This window comes from Citrobacter freundii complex sp. CFNIH4, assembly GCF_002934505.1.
Classification (GTDB): domain Bacteria; phylum Pseudomonadota; class Gammaproteobacteria; order Enterobacterales; family Enterobacteriaceae; genus Citrobacter; species Citrobacter freundii.
In genome coordinates, this window is the sequence record NZ_CP026233.1 from 71969 (window position 1) to 87756 (window position 15788).

Sequence of the window (15788 nt, forward strand, 5' to 3'; positions counted from 1 at the left end):
CTTAGTGGAGAGTCTGCTCTTCCACAACAATCATCCCGTCAACCAAGCTGATTGTGGCGGGACCGCAGTTACCCAGCACCTCAGCTTTGACTCCGTTGTTCAACGCGACATAAAGCCGTCTCGCCCCGTTGGTGACGCGGATGCCTTTCTGGTCGAGTTGTTCAAGCATTTCTTCGTAGGTAATTTTTTCGTCCATCAGTTCTCCTCAGCAAGGATCTCGTCGATGAGGTTCTTTGCTATCAATCTGGCATCCAAAGGGACAGCCAGGCTGTCAATTCTGCCTCTTTCATGGGCAACAATGAGTTGCGCCTTCCAAGCTATCCCGGAAAGAGAAGCATCAGGTTCTTTACCTGAGCTTCTCATACATCTTGCGTTTCGGTACGCCGCCAGCCACTCAGGTCTGGTTGAGTTATAACGCCCAAGGCCAGCTTTTCGTTGGAAGCACATTCATCGCGCACCTTTACAGATTCATTTTATGATACTGTAAACAATAAAAAGACACCTTGCAAGACTTTCACATGTGAAAGTTTTCTGGTTTACATCTGCTCGCTTGGATCAAACCCCAAAGCCTTGCACACGTCATCCAGGTCATCGAGCGTGAAGAATCCCAGCGTCAGTTCCCCGGAGCGCTTCGCGGGGTTATAGCGAACTTTGATAGGCCTACCCGTAGCATCGCTCATCAGGGTCTCCAGGCGCTTAATGTCTGCATCCCTGTCCACTTCTTTGCCCTTCGCTATCGCCTCAAATTTATGAACCGGTGTCCTGGTATGCAGGAGATCCCTCAGGAGCTTTTCTCTCTTGCTGAAAGGTAACTTAGCCACGGCCCTCACATGCCCCAGGGTGATCTTGCGTGGATTTCTGAGCCAGAGTGTTAGCTCTTCCTCCGATAGCGTACCGGCGCGTTTCAGGTGTGTAACCGTATAGACCTTCTCAATACCCAGATCCTCTCTGATCTGACTGTTTGAACGCCCCTCTCCGCTTAGGAACGCGACCACATAGGCCTTTTCTGCATCAGTCATGCCTGGATGCTGGTGGTAGTAGTCAATGGCTTCTCTTGCATCGAGCAGTAGGGGTAGGTTGTTCATTCAGGACACCTTTTAGTCACATGACTATATCGAGGCTTATTCTACCCCCTATTTTAGTCACATGACTACTTACTGACATTTCGGCCCCCATCGCCGCCGATTTTTCTTGATTATAGGTTTGAATCTATATAGGATTGCACCTATATTAAGTAAGGAGAAATCATGTGGGTCATCGAGACAACCGACACCTTTGATGAGTGGTTCGATGCTCTGGATGATACCGATAGAGCAAACGTGCTGGCTTCGATGATGGTGCTGCGAGATAGAGGCCCCATGCTGTCGAGGCCATACGCGGATACTGTTAACGGTTCATCCTACAGCAACATGAAAGAGCTTCGGGTCCAAAGCAAAGGAGATCCTATCAGAGCGTTCTTTGCGTTCGATCCAAAGCGTAAGGGGATTCTTCTCTGCGCCGGTAACAAGACCGGGGACGAGAAAAGGTTTTATGAAGTAATGATCCCAATTGCAGACCGTGAGTTTGCGGCGCACTTGGATAAATTGAAGAAGGAGTGACGTTATGGCAAGAACTCTTGACCAAATGCTGGCAACAGAAAAGCCTGAGGTTGTTGCCAAAGCACAGAAAGCGGCCACTGAGATGTTACTGAACATCCACTTGGCAGAGCTTCGTGATCGCATGAACCTTACCCAGGGGGAAATTGCTGCATCTCTGGGTGTGAGACAGCCGACAGTCTCCGAGATGGAAAAACCTGGACGAGATCTCAAGCTGTCGTCCATTAAGCGGTACGTTGAGGCCTCCGGTGGCAAGCTACGCCTCGATGTTGAACTTCCGGACGGCACCCACTACGGCTTTGCCGTTTAACTCGATACGCCCCGTTATGGGGCGTATTACTTCTCTTGCTCTTCTTCCAGCCGTTTTCGGTATATCTCTCCTGCACGTTCCCTGCCATCGTCGGTCAGCCTAAAGGCCAGCTTTAGAGAAGCATTCCGGTACTTGTTCAACAGGCCGTTCTCCACCAGCGTGTGGCATGACGTTCGGAAGTTCGTTCCATGAATACCGCTCTGGCGAGCTGAATTGATCATCTCCAGTATTTTTACACCTGGTACAGGCTCGGCTTTTCCACCGGCCTCAATTGCGTATAGAATGAACAAAACGTCTTTTTGAGTTGACGACAATCTCATCCCTTCCCCTTATTCATGTCTGATATGAATAAGGCTCCCACGAAGGAGCCTTATGTAAACCTTATTCATGTGTCACATGATTAAGATCTAGTTCACGGAGTCTTTCAACCCCTTACCAGCTTTGAACCCAGGAATGTTGGCCGCCGCGATCTGGATGTTCTCTCCAGTCTGGGGATTCCGCCCGGTTCGCGCTGCGCGTTCCTTAACGTGGAAAGTACCAAACCCAGTGAGCGCTACTGTCCCACCCGCTTTAAGCTCCTCTGTCACTGAGTTGATCAGCGCATTTACCGCAGCTTCGGCCTTTGCTTTGCTAATGTCAGCGTCTTCGGCCACTTTCATAATCAGTTCACTTTTGTTCATCGTTATTCCTGTTTGTTTTCTTGGTTACTGTTTACACCTGCATACTCTGGGGTGTGGTTAGTGCTTTCTTCGCCACTCCCAAGGGGGAGTTCTCTCCGATTCCGGTAATGCCCAGAGACCTCGCTTATCGGCTTTGGCTTCGGCCTCCAGCTTGAACAGCTCCGGTGTTTTGGCGTACTGCCGGTACACCCACGCACTCCCAGAACGGACCATTTCGGCATTGACCCATTTGCCATCGACATAAAGGTTGGCGACCAGACGGCCATAACGGTCTTTGTCGATTTGCTCGACTTTAATCATTCGACCAAACACCAGATCGGACAACGCCTGTTTCGCCTTTGAGCCGTAGGGTTGTTTCTTCTCTGGGGTGTCGATTTCCGCCAGCCTTACCCGGTACTGGATTTTGCCGCTCCGGCAATCTTTCCCGGAGTCACAGCTTTGTTCAGTCAGGACCTTGACCGTATCACCGTCAGACACCCCCACAACCTTCGCAGTAAAGGTTTCTGCCCATACCTGAGGGGCCACCACCAGCATGGCTACCAGGAACGCTGAAACCCCCGTATTTTTCACAAAACCTAACCTCATAATCACTCCATCCAAATTACTTTTTTTTCCCAGCCGGTAGAGCCTTGGCCCAACAGAGCCTTGTTTCATCCACCTTGCTGTCTACGATTCGACAGGCATCCCAGTTAAGAGATGACCAGTGAGCAATGGCAGAGGCCAACCAGTACCACGGTGCCGTAAACACCGGCTGGCCCCCTTCCTTCGTTTTAAATACCTGGTATCGCATGTTGATCCTCCTGTTTGGGTGAGGCTTAGGCCTCGTAATAGAAATTTTTTGTGTCCGGATAGGGTTTAAAGCAATGAGCCGTGGCTCTCCCCAGGGAAAGCACTGAAGCCTCAGCTTCCGGCGCTTCCTCAGTGTCTTCACGAAATTCCCCGCCAAGTTGCTTCACCCATTCGGCAGCGAGCTGCACACCTTCATCAAAGGGAACTTTGTTCTTTTGAAGCACATCCAGATAGGAAAGCAGCAAGCAGTGAGGCGTAATGACGGCGGTGTTCCAATCGGTTGCGAGCCGTGTTTCGTCCATATCTGCATACCAGGCATCAACCTGATGTTTCAATCCGATCTCGGCCATCATGCCGTGCTTACCGGCGACCTTTCTGCCTTCCTCTACCACATCAACCGGGGCGTCCCAGTAGAGGACTCCCCCGTCCGCTTCTTGGGTCGCACAGGTTGCACCTTGCGGCCAATGCCTCCGTTCCATAACGAGCTCGCAGAGCGTTTGGTTGCCTACAGGAGCCTTGTAGTCCTCATCGAGATTCACCACGATGGTTTCCGGCTCCTGTTCAACCGGTGGCAGGTATCTGGCGACCAGAGGCATTGTCAAAATCACAGCCCCATCCATGTGAAAGGATGTTGGAGCCTTCACTATTCGGTCCATTACCCAGCACCAAGCATGAAGCAACCGATCCTCTACCTTGTCGTCAGCCTCAATCTCTTGAACGAACTGGTTGAAACGAACCTGACTATCCAGAAACAGGCCTGTGCTCTGACACTTATCGCTGATCGTATGAATGAGCTCCGCCTGCTCCAGAAGCATTTCTCGGGTGACTTCCTCCACATCACCAAATGCGTCAAACAACTTTGTCATGTAGTCACGAATTTGCATGTTCTTCCCCCTCGGCATCGAATTGCTTTGCAAGCTCAGGATCACCGGCCCAGCGAAGGGCGTCTCCCATATGCGTGAAAGCGCGTTTATTGTTATCCTGCTTATTCACCCTGACCGGCGTCTTTTGGTCACGAGGCTGTAGTAGCCAGTACCCGGCCTCTTCCCTGATTAGTTCTGCGGCCACCAGAAAGCCGTTCTTCGTTGCAATGATCATCATCAGCTCCCGTGGTTAAGCCAGTAGGCATAGATAGTGATGGCAAGGCCTCCCGCGAGCACAATGACTGCGGCGGTACGCTGGACCCACTTCGATGCACCAAACCGCGCCAGGTGTCTCCCCAGGAACTGGAAAGGTGCTGTCTTTCCGATAGCGCGAATCACCCAGGAGATTGCCAACAGAAGGATGGCTGTGGCCGGGTATATACCAACCCCTAAGAGATTCATCTCTCCGACCGCGAGCTGATAGATGAATGCCAACAGCATGGCTACCGCAGTCAATACAGCTACAACCTTGGTCCCGTTTCGCCAGTCCCACGCTCGACGTGCGTCACTGGTAAAACTCACCATCGAGACAAGGAACGGCATAAATGGCAGGTTCATGCTGGTGGGTTTATCCATGAATGCGTCAAGACCCACAAACATGGCCGTCATCACCACATAGAACAACAGGGCGGGGACAAGCATGTCGCGTAAAGACCGAACCTGGTTGGCGTTCGCGTTTTGAGTATTCGTCGTCATTGTGTTTGCCCCTTCAACATTCCCCATAGCTGACGGTGAAGATCAGCGATTACCTTGTACGTCCCCTTCACTGCTGGTTGCTCAAGGGTCTTGAGCATCCACAAAGCAATAAACAGGCTGGAAAGCAGTGCCACCACCAACTGGATGTTGTGGCTACTCAAATAGACGGCATAGCCGTTTAGGCAGGCACTCAATAGCAACCAGACCCTGGCCGTCATCAGCCCCCAGCGGTGATAGGTCACGAGCAGGTAGGCTGTTACGACAGAACAGAGTGTCATGGCACCAGAAGTGGCTAGGTAAACGACCCATGTACTGGCCTCGCCAGTGACGTAAGTGCCACCAACGGAGAAGGACAAGCCAAAGATCCAAATTGCTGCATTCCGGAGTAGGGCATCAACAATGATGTAACTAGCAGCGAGATTGATAATTCCGCGTTTTAGCATTACCCCCTCCCGTTATTCTGATACCTGCCCAGCTCAGCCCTGAGCCTATTAATTTCTTCCGTGGCTTCGGCCAACTGCTCCCGATACTTCTTGAACTGCTGATATGAATGCCAGGACTGTCCTTTCGATACTGACTTCGTGATGGCGGCGACCTCATCCGGCGTCAACCGGGTGAGCTGCTCTTCCGGATAGATCAGGATGGTGTTGCTGTCCCAGTCAAAGCCTGCGTGAATAGCTTTCACCCCCACTGTAGGGGTTCCACCAATCCCACCTGGCTGGTGGATGACAAGCCTCAAAGGCGCTGAGGCCTTGTGTGGATGAAGGCTATCGAGAGCCTCTTTTGCTTCTTGTAACTCCATAGATTCACCTCATAGTGAAATCAGGCCCCGGAGAGCCTGACTTTCACATGTGAAAGTTAATTTGCCTTCTGCTGTCTGGCAGAAACCCTCAAGGCCAGCGCCTTTTGCATGTCGGGCTGCTGGAAACGCACCTTGGTCCGATCAGGCCAACTGTCCATTTCATTGCACCGCAGGGTGTCTATGGCCGCATCACGGTAAACCTGATAGAAGTCGGTTCCACCTATGGAGTTAATTGCCATCATGGCGGCAAACATCGGGTTACTGTTCATGACGCTTGTAAGAGTCTCGGGGGTCATTGGGGTGTCGCATGACTTGTTGAGGGCAACCAGCAGGTCATTACCAACCAGGGCACAGGCAGCGCATACCTGTTTGGTATCATCCAAGGCCTTCGCGTATTCGTTGTTTGGCTGAGGGACGCTTGAGCAAGCCGACAGGACAAGCAGCCCCGCCAGAAGGCATCCCAATTTAGTTGTAATCTTGATCATCAGTTCTCACTCCACTTTCACATGTGAAAGTTTTTATTGGTTCGCGGAGTCGTCTTGTTGCGACTCAATCATCATTTTTCGCATCACGGCCATGATGGCTTGCGCCGGTTGAGCGCCGCCGAGAAGCTGGCTCTTGCCGGTATGGTTGTCCACTACAAAAGTGGCTGGTGTCCCGTTGACGCCATAGCTCTTGGCTTTCTGGATGTCAGCTTCAACCTTGTCTTCGTACTTTCCTGAGCCGAGGCACTCCCGGAACGCATCCAGATCAGCACCAACACCAGTGACAACAGAGGCCAGGTCAGCAACACCGCCACCATTCCCCTGGGTATGGTGGAAAATGTCGTTAACGAAGACCCAGAAGCCACGGTTGCCCTTCTGCTCAGCAATACATTCAGCGGCCAGAGCTTCCTTGTGAGCTGCCGGGTTATGGAAATCGAGAGGCATGTGCTTCCACTGCCAATTCACATTGCCTTTGCTGGCATCCACAATTTGTTTGGGTGTGTCGTGGAATCGCTTGCAGAATGGGCACTCCATATCGGAGAACTCCACCAGCGTGAACCGAGCACCAAGGTCCCCGTAGATGTGTTTGCCTTCTTCGACCTTCTCAGGTGCTGCCTCGAACTGGGCATACTTCTGATCGATGTCGGCTTGTTGTTTCTGCGCGACAAACTTGTTGATGCTTTCGGCCACAGCAGCTTCAAACTCTGCCTTGCTTTTGAAGGTGACGCCTTCGGCATCCTTCACCTGGTTGACCGTAGACTTCACGTTGGCGATCTCTTGCGCCAGATCCTTCTCTTTCACGAACTGGTAGATCCCGAACCCGGTTCCTACGAGCCCCAAAAGAATGGCGGCAACAACCCCGAGACGTAGTGATTTGGTACTTTGTTCTGTCATATCAAACTGCTCCTATCAGTAAACTTTCACAGCGCTGAGTTCTTGCACGAAGGAACTGGCTTCGAGCTTCGCTCGTTGGGTCAGTCGCCGGATGATGTCTTCGGTTGGTGTGTAGTCCACCAAGTTGCTCTGGTGGATGACGTCTCGCGCCACGGAGTTCAAACTACCCAGGCCATCAATCAGCCCAATGTCTTTGGCCTGCTCCCCGTTCCAGAGCAATCCAGAAAACACCTCTGGGTCGTCTTTCAGTCGATCACCCCGCCCAGCCTTCACTCGTTCGATGAACTGCTGGTGGGTTTTCGATAGAACGCCCTCCCAGAATTTCTTCATGTCAGAGGTAAGAGGGGAGAATGGGTCGAGAAGCGCTTTGTGCTCTCCGGAAGTGATAGCCCGGCGCTCGATGCCGAGCTTGTCCATCAAGCCGGTGAATCCAAACCCCGAGCTGATGACGCCGATAGAACCGACAAGGCTGGCGCGGTCAGCATAGATTTCATCCGCAGCAGAGGCGATGTAGTAACCGCCAGAGGCACCGATGTCATCAATGATGGCGTAGACCTTTTTCTCCGGATGAAGGGCTCGCTGCGCCTTCACTTCGTCATAAATCCGTCCTGCTTGAACCGGGCTACCGCCAGGGCTGTTTATGCGAAGCACGATAGCTTGTGAGTTCGGGTTGTCGAATGCAGCTTGGATGGACGGGATAAGGTGATCAGCATCGGCCAGAGTGCCAGCAGCAATTTCACCACGGATGTTGATATACGCGGTGTGAGGGGCTCCTGCCTTGGCGCTTTGCCACGGCATCCCACCCGGATTAGATGCCAAAATGATGAAGCCGATCATGAGAAGCACGAAACCAGATGCGCGAAGCACACGCAACATGGTCCGCCAGCGCCGGTCTTTCACCTGCTCTTTATGCAGGGTGAACATGTACTTCTCAATGAGTTCTTTCTCCCAGGGGATCTCTTTGTTTTCTGCCATTAGTTTTTCCTTTTGCATGTTTCGATTATCAGTCCCCAGAACTCTTCATCAGCGCTATCAGCCCGGTCTTTGACTTTCTGGTAAACAAGGTTGGTGTTGAGCTGATGCTCACGACAGAACTGAGCAATGTTGCTGTAGGTCCTGTCCAGATAGGTGAAGGGTTTCCCTTTACCTTTTTTCTTGGCGAGGATGAGCTTCCACTCATCATTGGAGAGTTTGTCTGCGGCCTTCCCGGTGTCCGCAATGCGCCTACGCACCGTTACCGGATCAAGTCCATGTGCTCTGGCTATGCTGGCAACGCAGTTGAACTTCCGACCGTCAATCATGACAGTAGGCAAATCACCAGCGGCAGCCTCCTTGAATCGGAAACCTCTGTAACCTGGTTTGAAGATCCCAGGAGCAAGTTGCTCACGGAACTCGATTGCTTGTTCTGACCTGACAAACTTGCTGTCGATTTTGCCGAGCATGTACTTAGCCCGAGCGATTACCTGGTAAAGCGTCTTCTCCAGGAGCATGGCGTCAGCAGCTCGACTCGGAAGACCTATGTCGTCTTCTTGCTCGATACCCAACATTTCTGCATGGCTGGAGCCTTCTGCATGTCGGAAACAGCCGTCGTACTCAAAAAGAAAGGAGGCCAAACCTCCTCTCAGCTTTGCTTTGAACCGGGTGTTGGCCGCGTTCTCTGGCGCTGGTGCCAGCTCGGACACTTCAAGCCCTAAATTTGCGGCCAACTTCCGCAGGTCTTCCTCTCCAATTCGGCATCCAGGCTGCATAACCTGCGCCAGAGCAGATTCATCAGCACATCCGCGTTCTTTCAGCTCAGCCAAGAGGTAGGGAACTCGTACTACCCCCATAAGCTCAAGCTCCCTGAATCGCGTGGACCACCAGCTCACAGAGTTTCCCGTACACAGGAGCAAGGCAGAGTGAAGCCATCACCATGCCAAAGGCTTTCGATGGAGCCTCTTTGGCGAACTTGGTCAACCACGGCATCATGCCGCACAGAGCAGCAACCATAGCGCCAGCCACCCCCAGGGAAGGGAATGCCATCACTTGGGCCAGAATGAAGAAACACTGGGCGTATGCCGCATGGGTCATCGCCTTCTTATCTGCTGCCGTGAACTCCACGGCATCTACGCTTTTGACTTTTTCCATCACATTGTCCTCATGCAACATCAGGTTTTCCGAAAAATTTCTCATACACTTCGAGGTCGAAGGCCAGCATGGTCTTTGCCGCCTTTTCACTAAGCTGGTGGAGGCTAAGCATCTGAACCTTGTCAGTGCCGGTCACTTGCAGATCCACCGCGAACCACGTCCCACCTTTGGTCACGGCCAGAACTTGCACCGCCCAGGGCTTATCCAGTCGTTCGGGCGGAGTGATCATGTTCGACACTTTGGCGACCGTCGCGGTTGAACCTACCCAGTGCTTGTCGAACGCAATGACGTTCAACGCTTCAAACGCATCCTTCGCAGCTTTAAACCGGCTCCGGACAGCATCTTGTTGCTTCCAAGCCATGAACTGGAGAAGGGTCATTCCACCAGCCATAAGGGTGAGAAAACTCAAGCCATTGGCGGCAGCTACGACCGTCGCTACCAAGGACCCCAACATGACGAAGCGGTTATGTTTAAGCTGGGCCACTATTCACCTCCTATACCAACCAGCGTACAGGACTTTTCAAAAATGCAACCCCGCCTAGCTGCCCAATTCGGGCAACCCTGATTCAATCCAGAACTTTCACATGTGAAACTTTCCGCCACAGGAACAGGAGGTTTTTACCTGACCAGAACGGATGGATTGATAGCGGTGCCACAGCTTGACCACTTCTTTTTCGCTGAGAAGGTTTGTCTTGATGTAACGGACTCTATCCCCGTCCGCTGTCTCAACAACGGTTCGGACATAGCCGTACTTGGCAACGGGTGCCTTGTACTTGTGTGACAGAATTACCCGGTAAACCGAGAGCTGGATAATGTCCGACTCATAGATGTGGTTTACCTGGCGCAGCTTGGTGTCCAAGGGAATGAGAACCCCATTCTTGGTTTGGTACACCTGATCAACCCTGCCGTGCATGGGCACCGGCTGTGTGGTTGATATGTCCTGTTCGGACAAAAACAGAGTGGCCGAGCGCAGCTCATAAGGCATGTTCTCTGATTTCCACCACGCCCAGGTGTCTCCAATGCCGCGTTTGCGCCATTGGTCCACTTTCGCAATGACGAAAGGGGCGATGATCAGGACGAATATCCAGAGAACTGGCTTCATGACTACCTCCGGCCCCTAAACCACTCTGGATGATTGGATACATCCATGCTCTTAACCTGTGATGAGAAGACCAGTAGCTCTTGGGTCGTCAGGACGGTCTCAGGAGCCCGAGCGATGAAAGGTCTCAGCAATTCAGAACCCGCATAGATATTGATGACCATATGCAATCGCTCTGTTGCTCCAGAAACTCTCCGCCAGCTCCGGTAGGTTTCTGTTGATTTGGCATAGCCAACCAAGGCAGGAGCCAGCGTGTCGGACTCCTTCGTATTCAACTTCCCTTTTGCTGCCTTCGATACGAACTCAGCGATCACCGAAGCCAGCATGTCGGAGGTAAGGTGAAGCGGCAGCTTTATCGTGTCGAAGTCAGCCTGCTTGATGGTGAACAGGCGGATGTGATCGTTGCGGTAGTCACGCACATAGATGACATGACTCTCAAATGGGTTGGAGTGGTTAAAGGCATCCATACCCCAGCCTGCGGCCTCAAGATGTGCGTTTGATACTGACTTGTCGTAATCAAATTCCACGCTATTACTCTCCGTCTTGTCGTTCAGGAACTTTCACATGTGAAAGTTTTCCGTCGGTCATGATGTCCAGGACGGCTTTGCCCAGTCTCATCCCTTTATGGTTTTGAACCGGGTCTCCCTTGTAGAAAAGTCCTGGCTCGTTATCGGGATGGAATACCCCGTGAGGAATGTTGTCGTGATCGCCCAGCCACATGCGTAGCCTCAGATCCACCAGCCACCCATCATCCAGGACAACCCAGAAATGCGGTGTCACGATGTCCTTGGTCTGTTCGTTTCGCACAAAGCCATACATGCAGTCATGAGGTACACCCGCTTCATTGAGTAGGTGGCTTACTGCCCATGTCATACCGTCACATTCCATCTGGCAGTCATCCAAGGTCATAAGGACGGCTTCCAGTTCCCGGTGCCACTCCGTCATTTGCTTGGCCGCAGGTTTTACCACCAGCTCGTTTTTGTTTTCTGCCAAGATGATGTCTTCCTCGTCAATATTGCATTCGTCTATCGCTTCCGAACGGATGGATACCGCTTCATCCCAGTCATCGCTCGATCCGAAAATGCTCCAACCCTCAAGACCGTAATTCACCCATACGATGAACCGCTTTATCGTTTTCATGTGCGGCCCCCTTTAACCGTGCAACGTTCCCACATACTCACCCCTTCAAACCGTAACCCCACCAAAAAGCCACTTCTTGATGATTTCCAATCAGCAGCGGCAGGTTGCCCCTGAACTAACCTCACCGAAAAACCACCTTTAGATTGCTTTCTGGTGCTTATCAAGTTCTCCTGAGTGATTAGTCGTTCTGAAAACTTTACTTTTCACAGTATCATTTTATAATACTGTAAATCATAAAAACAACCCAGTAAAGAAAAAAGAGCGACTTATGTTGAGACGAGAAAACCAAGGAGATTTGTTCGATGACCAGGTGGTGTTGCCATCACTGGAGTCGGTTCTTACCGGCATATCTTCCAGTCAGCGTTGTGACGATAGAACAACGTACTTCTCCGCTCCGGATGTGGACCTGAGTTTGTACGATCACATCATTGTTTGCCTGTCTGGAGGCAAAGACTCGATTGCTGCGTACTTGCGGCTGGTGGACATGGGTGTTGATAAGTCAAAGGTGGAGTTCTGGCACCATGATGTTGATGGTCAGGAAGGCAGTTCGTTGATGGATTGGGCCTTCATGCGTGATTACTGTCGTCAGCTCGGGGAAGAACTGGGTATCCCAATGTACTTCTCGTGGCTTGAGGGCGGCTTTGAGGGCGAAATGCTCAAAGACAATGCCTATAGCCACCCCCATCGTGTAGAGACGCCTGAGGGGCTTCTGGTGCTGCCTAGAGACCATAAGCGCTCTAAGCCTGGTACGCGCCTTCGTTTCCCTCAGCAATCGCCATCACTCCAAACAAGGTGGTGCTCATCAGCCTTGAAGATCGATGTTGGCCGCAGAGCTCTTAATAACCAGGAGCGCTTCAAGGGGAAGAAGATCCTTTTCATCACTGGTGAGCGCCGGGAGGAAAGTGCAAACAGATCCAAGTACAACCAGCTTGAGGCTCATGCCTGTGACAGAAGATATGGGAAGACTGCACGGTTAGTTGATGCCTGGAGGCCCGTTCTTCATTGGACTGAGGAGGAGGTATGGGAAGTAATCGAGCGTCACCGCATCCTGGCCCCAGTCCCTTATCGCCTTGGCTGGAGCCGGTCGTCGTGTATGACCTGCATCTACAACTCACAGCGTATCTGGTCCACGATCCGTCACTACTGGCCTGAACGAGCTGGGAAAATTGCTCAGTATGAACAAACCTTTGGTGTGACGGTATCAAGAAAAAAAATCGACGTAATAGATTTAGGTTCTGCTGTTGCGCCGATACAGATTAGTGATGTTGAGGCATTGGAGCAGGTATCCAGAGAAGATTACACGCTCCCGATTTTTGTGCCGGAGGGGCAGAAGTGGGTTCTCCCTGGTGGCGCATTTGGCCGAGAGGCCTGTGGTTCTGATTGATTTGTGCAGAGGTGGCAATGTTGGATTTTGTTTTTTTGGTGTTTTTGGGGTTGGGCATATCTACGGTGCTGGTGCGTCGGTCTTCCCGTAAGGGGATGGATCTTGAGCTGACATGGCTCCAGTCGTTGAAGGTCGTGCTGGTTCGTGGAGCTGTTGCATTGGGCCTGGGTTTTGGCATTGGCAGGCTTGTATTGATGGGGATGCAGTATGGTTTCCTGAGTGAGTCTGTCCTGAGGGAACATGCACTTGTCTCCGTAGCGGTGGTTCTGATCTGTGGGCTTGGTTCGTTCGTTGCGTTTCAGTGGATCATCGGGAGGATCTCTGGAAGATCGATCAGCGTCGTTTCTGTGATCAAAGCTGTGATGTACGAGTCTGGTTACTTTGTGCTGTCGATGCTTATCTTGTTGGTGATACTCGTCCTGTTCGGCCTTGCATACGAGACTTTTTTCTAAAAAAACAGTGTTGATTATTTTTTGTTCAGTGATCAAAAGGATAAATATAAAGATCTTTAGATCTTTGTATAAAGGATTAAAAACGGTTAAAGACAGGTTAGGCGTTCTAAATCACCACTCAACACATTGATATTACTGGTGTTTTCATATTTATTCCGTGCAACAAACCCATAGGTTGCCGTGCAGCGTTCCCATAGGTTGCCGTGCAACGTCCCCACATACCCTTGGATCTTATCCACTGTTATCCACACGGAACCCCTCTTTTTTCCACAAAATCCTTACAAAACAGAGCTTTCGTGCAGCGTTCCCACATATCAGATCTGGTGTTCGTGCAGTATTCCCACATGTCTAAGGTCATACGTGCAGTCGCCCCATATACAATTTTCTGAACGTGCAACGTACCCACATGTCAATTTTGGTCGTTTTTTGCACCGTGCAGCGTACCCACATATGATCGTGCAGCGTTCCCATATACCAAAACCCCGTTTATGCACAGGAAATGTGGATAACTTTTGGCCTCTTTTTGTGTGCGCGTGATCACTTTATGGACTATTAGAGTCATTTTGACTGCTTTTTTAGGTTTGTCCTGATCTGTCAATCTTTGTTCTGCTTCGTCAATCGTGCAGAGTTCCCATATATCGAGAGGTTCAGGACCTGCTTTCGTGCAACGTACCCACATATCAAATCTCATAACGTGCAGGTCCCCCACATCCTCACCCTTTAACTATCAATACCTTACGGGAACCACTCTACGGGAACCACTGGAGCAGCATGGCACTTATCCTTCGTCGTGGCTTACGCTTGCACGATACTGAGACTCAGCTTGCGACTACCGTGCAGCGATCCCATATATAGAGCCCCAGCCCACGCTGCATCTGGGGTCACGTTCGCTCTATCCGTGCAGCTCCCCCATATGCGGAGGCATTCCGTTTCCGGTCCTGCCTGGTGGGCGTACCTTGTGCGCTTTCTTCTGGCATAAAAAAAGGCGCTGACGCGCCTATCTTTCTTTTCCCTGGGGGGTGGGAGATTCTGGTGGCTATCTCCCCTTACGTTGGGGTTCATCAATGATGTCGTGGTCGATCATGCCGTGCTTGATGGCCCGTAGCTCTGTCTGCTGCTTACGCTTGTTGGACGCCATCACCTGCTTCACGAAGTTCTCATGAGGCCTTATGACGTACCGCACGTCGATGACTCTGCGGCCATCCTTGATCTGGTTCGCGTCGTAGTCGCTTATGACCTCTTGTTTGATGAGGGCCTCCAGAGCGAGCTTCATGGCTCTGACGTTCTCCGGCATCCGTGGGCTCAATTCACGAGGGCTCTGGGTCAGGAAGCTGATAAGCGATGGCGTGTACGGCGAATCTGGTGATGCTTGAGTCCAGTAGTGGCTCATTCGCTTGTAGATGTACCGTGCAAGAGGGGAGCGGATTTGCATTCCGATTTTGTAGTTGTACTGACGAAACGACAGATTCATGATCGATTCGTTTACCAGCGGGTTGAACTGCACATAGCACCTGGCGTTCCCGCCTTTCTTGCGAAACTCACCTCTGGTGGTCAGTCCCACCATCGGGAAGAAGCTGGAGCTGATGAAGGCTTCACCGTCATCACTGATACATTCGAGTGTTGCGCCACGACAAACCTGGATTGCTTCCTTGATTTCGTTCAGGTTGTACCCGTGACCCATCTTCGAGAGCTCTTTCTGGAGTTCGTACAGAGTGAACATGACTCCAGCCTTGCCCTCGATGATATGGCCTTTCCCGTTCACTGCGAGCTTGCGTAGAGCATCCTCAAGGATTTCCTCTCGCTGTCCCGCGTAGATCAGCACGGTTCTTCCGTCATCCTTCTCGATGATGGCTGGCTTCACCTTCACCGTGAAATGCTGGCCTCTGATGGTGCATTGTCGTGTCACTACAGCGTTGGATAAATCTTCATGCTCACGCTTTTGGTCCCAAATGTACTTCGGCAGCGCATCGTAGATCTCGATGGTGTTGGAGTAGTCGTCTTTCTTGGCCGGAGATTCAATGATCTCAAACAGGCTCATTTGCGGTGAGTCTTTGATTACGTCGAGTTTCTCCAGGTCTTTGTCTTTGGTTCTCTTGCTCATGATTGTTCCGTCGATACTTTCTAGCTGGTGGTCCATGCCGCCAGCATTGTCAATGCTCCCGCTGCTACCGTCGCTGAAAACACTAGCTGGTAGATGCGACGCTTAGCCCCCGCAGTGCCGCTCATAAAACGCAGGGCTGCCGCTTCATATCGGAAATGAGCGAACTCACCCCGAAGGGTGCTATCTGTCCCCTGTGGCGATTGTGGGCGCTTTGACAGGGCAGGGCGAGGATGGCTGGCGACTTTCTTGATCATCGCTTCACATTTCCCCAGTTTCGCCAATTCAGTGGCCGCTACAGATGCTGTCATGTT

26 protein-coding genes are annotated in these 15788 nt (G+C 51.6%); 4 read left to right on the top strand and 22 right to left on the bottom strand.

The features are described 5' to 3' along the window. Position 1: 1 nt before the first annotated feature. Positions 2-196, bottom strand: a complete 195-nt coding sequence (locus C2U41_RS26715; RefSeq protein WP_000343597.1) for a hypothetical protein — start codon at positions 194-196, stop codon at positions 2-4. A gap of 340 nt (positions 197-536) precedes the next feature. Continuing rightward, complete coding sequence (locus C2U41_RS26725; protein ID WP_001061574.1) at positions 537-1085, bottom strand: transcriptional regulator; 549 nt, start codon at positions 1083-1085, stop codon at positions 537-539. A gap of 162 nt (positions 1086-1247) precedes the next feature. On the opposite strand from C2U41_RS26725, the gene C2U41_RS26730 reads away from it, so the two are divergent. Beyond that, the gene (locus C2U41_RS26730; RefSeq protein WP_000270043.1) at positions 1248-1598 is read left to right on the top strand and encodes a type II toxin-antitoxin system RelE/ParE family toxin; all 351 of its coding nucleotides are present in this window, start codon (positions 1248-1250) and stop codon (positions 1596-1598) included. Positions 1599-1602: 4 nt separating this feature from the next. Next, entirely contained in the window at positions 1603-1905 is a 303-nt protein-coding gene (locus C2U41_RS26735) for an XRE family transcriptional regulator (protein ID WP_000124640.1), read from the top strand. Positions 1906-1931: 26 nt separating this feature from the next. On the opposite strand, the gene C2U41_RS26740 is transcribed toward C2U41_RS26735, so the two are convergent. The 18 genes from C2U41_RS26740 to C2U41_RS26825 all read right to left on the bottom strand — a co-directional run bounded on the left by C2U41_RS26740 (position 1932) and on the right by C2U41_RS26825 (position 11540). Next, positions 1932-2225, bottom strand: coding sequence for a chromosome segregation protein ParM (locus C2U41_RS26740; protein ID WP_001239997.1), 294 nt, complete (start codon positions 2223-2225; stop codon positions 1932-1934). 87 nt (positions 2226-2312) lie between these two features. Next, positions 2313-2585, bottom strand: a complete 273-nt coding sequence (locus C2U41_RS26745) for an HU family DNA-binding protein (protein WP_001043047.1) — start codon at positions 2583-2585, stop codon at positions 2313-2315. A gap of 57 nt (positions 2586-2642) precedes the next feature. Beyond that, positions 2643-3170, bottom strand: coding sequence for a thermonuclease family protein (locus C2U41_RS26750; protein ID WP_001236377.1), 528 nt, complete (start codon positions 3168-3170; stop codon positions 2643-2645). 16 nt (positions 3171-3186) lie between these two features. After that, on the bottom strand, positions 3187-3375 hold the full coding sequence (locus C2U41_RS26755) for a hypothetical protein (RefSeq protein WP_001270411.1): 189 nt from the start codon (positions 3373-3375) through the stop codon (positions 3187-3189). 25 nt (positions 3376-3400) lie between these two features. After that, positions 3401-4258, bottom strand: a complete 858-nt coding sequence (locus tag C2U41_RS26760; RefSeq protein ID WP_001167032.1) for a hypothetical protein — start codon at positions 4256-4258, stop codon at positions 3401-3403. After that, the gene (locus C2U41_RS26765) at positions 4245-4475 is read right to left on the bottom strand and encodes a hypothetical protein (RefSeq protein WP_000972663.1); all 231 of its coding nucleotides are present in this window, start codon (positions 4473-4475) and stop codon (positions 4245-4247) included. The genes C2U41_RS26760 and C2U41_RS26765 overlap by 14 nt, the downstream gene beginning before the upstream one ends. Beyond that, positions 4475-4993, bottom strand: coding sequence for a nitrite reductase (locus tag C2U41_RS26770; RefSeq protein WP_000210756.1), 519 nt, complete (start codon positions 4991-4993; stop codon positions 4475-4477). The genes C2U41_RS26765 and C2U41_RS26770 overlap by 1 nt, the downstream gene beginning before the upstream one ends. Further along, positions 4990-5436, bottom strand: a complete 447-nt coding sequence (locus C2U41_RS26775) for a Fe3+-siderophore ABC transporter permease (RefSeq protein ID WP_000919345.1) — start codon at positions 5434-5436, stop codon at positions 4990-4992. The genes C2U41_RS26770 and C2U41_RS26775 overlap by 4 nt, the downstream gene beginning before the upstream one ends. After that, complete coding sequence (locus C2U41_RS26780) at positions 5436-5795, bottom strand: hypothetical protein (protein WP_000422768.1); 360 nt, start codon at positions 5793-5795, stop codon at positions 5436-5438. The genes C2U41_RS26775 and C2U41_RS26780 overlap by 1 nt, the downstream gene beginning before the upstream one ends. 56 nt (positions 5796-5851) lie before the next feature. After that, on the bottom strand, positions 5852-6280 hold the full coding sequence (locus C2U41_RS26785) for a hypothetical protein (protein ID WP_000591074.1): 429 nt from the start codon (positions 6278-6280) through the stop codon (positions 5852-5854). A gap of 33 nt (positions 6281-6313) precedes the next feature. Beyond that, entirely contained in the window at positions 6314-7174 is an 861-nt protein-coding gene (locus C2U41_RS26790) for a DsbA family protein (RefSeq protein WP_000139698.1), read from the bottom strand. Between the two features lie 15 nt (positions 7175-7189). After that, positions 7190-8149 (bottom strand): S49 family peptidase, encoded by a 960-nt coding sequence (locus tag C2U41_RS26795; protein WP_000829616.1) that lies wholly within the window; start codon positions 8147-8149, stop codon positions 7190-7192. Next, positions 8149-9003: a hypothetical protein gene (locus C2U41_RS26800; protein WP_000539392.1), complete on the bottom strand. Its 855-nt coding sequence runs from the start codon at positions 9001-9003 to the stop codon at positions 8149-8151. Before C2U41_RS26800 ends, C2U41_RS26795 begins: the two co-directional genes overlap by 1 nt. A gap of 4 nt (positions 9004-9007) precedes the next feature. Continuing rightward, positions 9008-9301: a hypothetical protein gene (locus C2U41_RS26805; protein ID WP_001370730.1), complete on the bottom strand. Its 294-nt coding sequence runs from the start codon at positions 9299-9301 to the stop codon at positions 9008-9010. A gap of 10 nt (positions 9302-9311) precedes the next feature. Next, on the bottom strand, positions 9312-9785 hold the full coding sequence (locus tag C2U41_RS26810) for a hypothetical protein (protein WP_000057877.1): 474 nt from the start codon (positions 9783-9785) through the stop codon (positions 9312-9314). Positions 9786-9881: 96 nt separating this feature from the next. Next, the gene (locus tag C2U41_RS26815; protein WP_000805800.1) at positions 9882-10403 is read right to left on the bottom strand and encodes a hypothetical protein; all 522 of its coding nucleotides are present in this window, start codon (positions 10401-10403) and stop codon (positions 9882-9884) included. Between the two features lie 2 nt (positions 10404-10405). Beyond that, on the bottom strand, positions 10406-10927 hold the full coding sequence (locus C2U41_RS26820; RefSeq protein ID WP_000393785.1) for a hypothetical protein: 522 nt from the start codon (positions 10925-10927) through the stop codon (positions 10406-10408). 4 nt (positions 10928-10931) lie between these two features. Then, the gene (locus tag C2U41_RS26825; RefSeq protein WP_000849071.1) at positions 10932-11540 is read right to left on the bottom strand and encodes a hypothetical protein; all 609 of its coding nucleotides are present in this window, start codon (positions 11538-11540) and stop codon (positions 10932-10934) included. A gap of 268 nt (positions 11541-11808) precedes the next feature. On the opposite strand from C2U41_RS26825, the gene C2U41_RS26830 reads away from it, so the two are divergent. Together C2U41_RS26830 and C2U41_RS26835 are read left to right on the top strand one after the other, a co-directional pair. After that, entirely contained in the window at positions 11809-12924 is a 1116-nt protein-coding gene (locus C2U41_RS26830; protein WP_000946102.1) for a phosphoadenosine phosphosulfate reductase domain-containing protein, read from the top strand. 17 nt (positions 12925-12941) lie between these two features. Then, positions 12942-13376, top strand: a complete 435-nt coding sequence (locus C2U41_RS26835) for a hypothetical protein (RefSeq protein WP_000883925.1) — start codon at positions 12942-12944, stop codon at positions 13374-13376. 1036 nt (positions 13377-14412) lie between these two features. Here the strand turns inward: C2U41_RS26835 and C2U41_RS26850 are convergent. Beyond that, positions 14413-15513, bottom strand: a complete 1101-nt coding sequence (locus tag C2U41_RS26850; protein WP_000350011.1) for a RepB family plasmid replication initiator protein — start codon at positions 15511-15513, stop codon at positions 14413-14415. Continuing rightward, entirely contained in the window at positions 15498-15785 is a 288-nt protein-coding gene (locus C2U41_RS26855) for a hypothetical protein (protein WP_000127321.1), read from the bottom strand. Before C2U41_RS26855 ends, C2U41_RS26850 begins: the two co-directional genes overlap by 16 nt. Positions 15786-15788 lie beyond the last annotated feature (3 nt).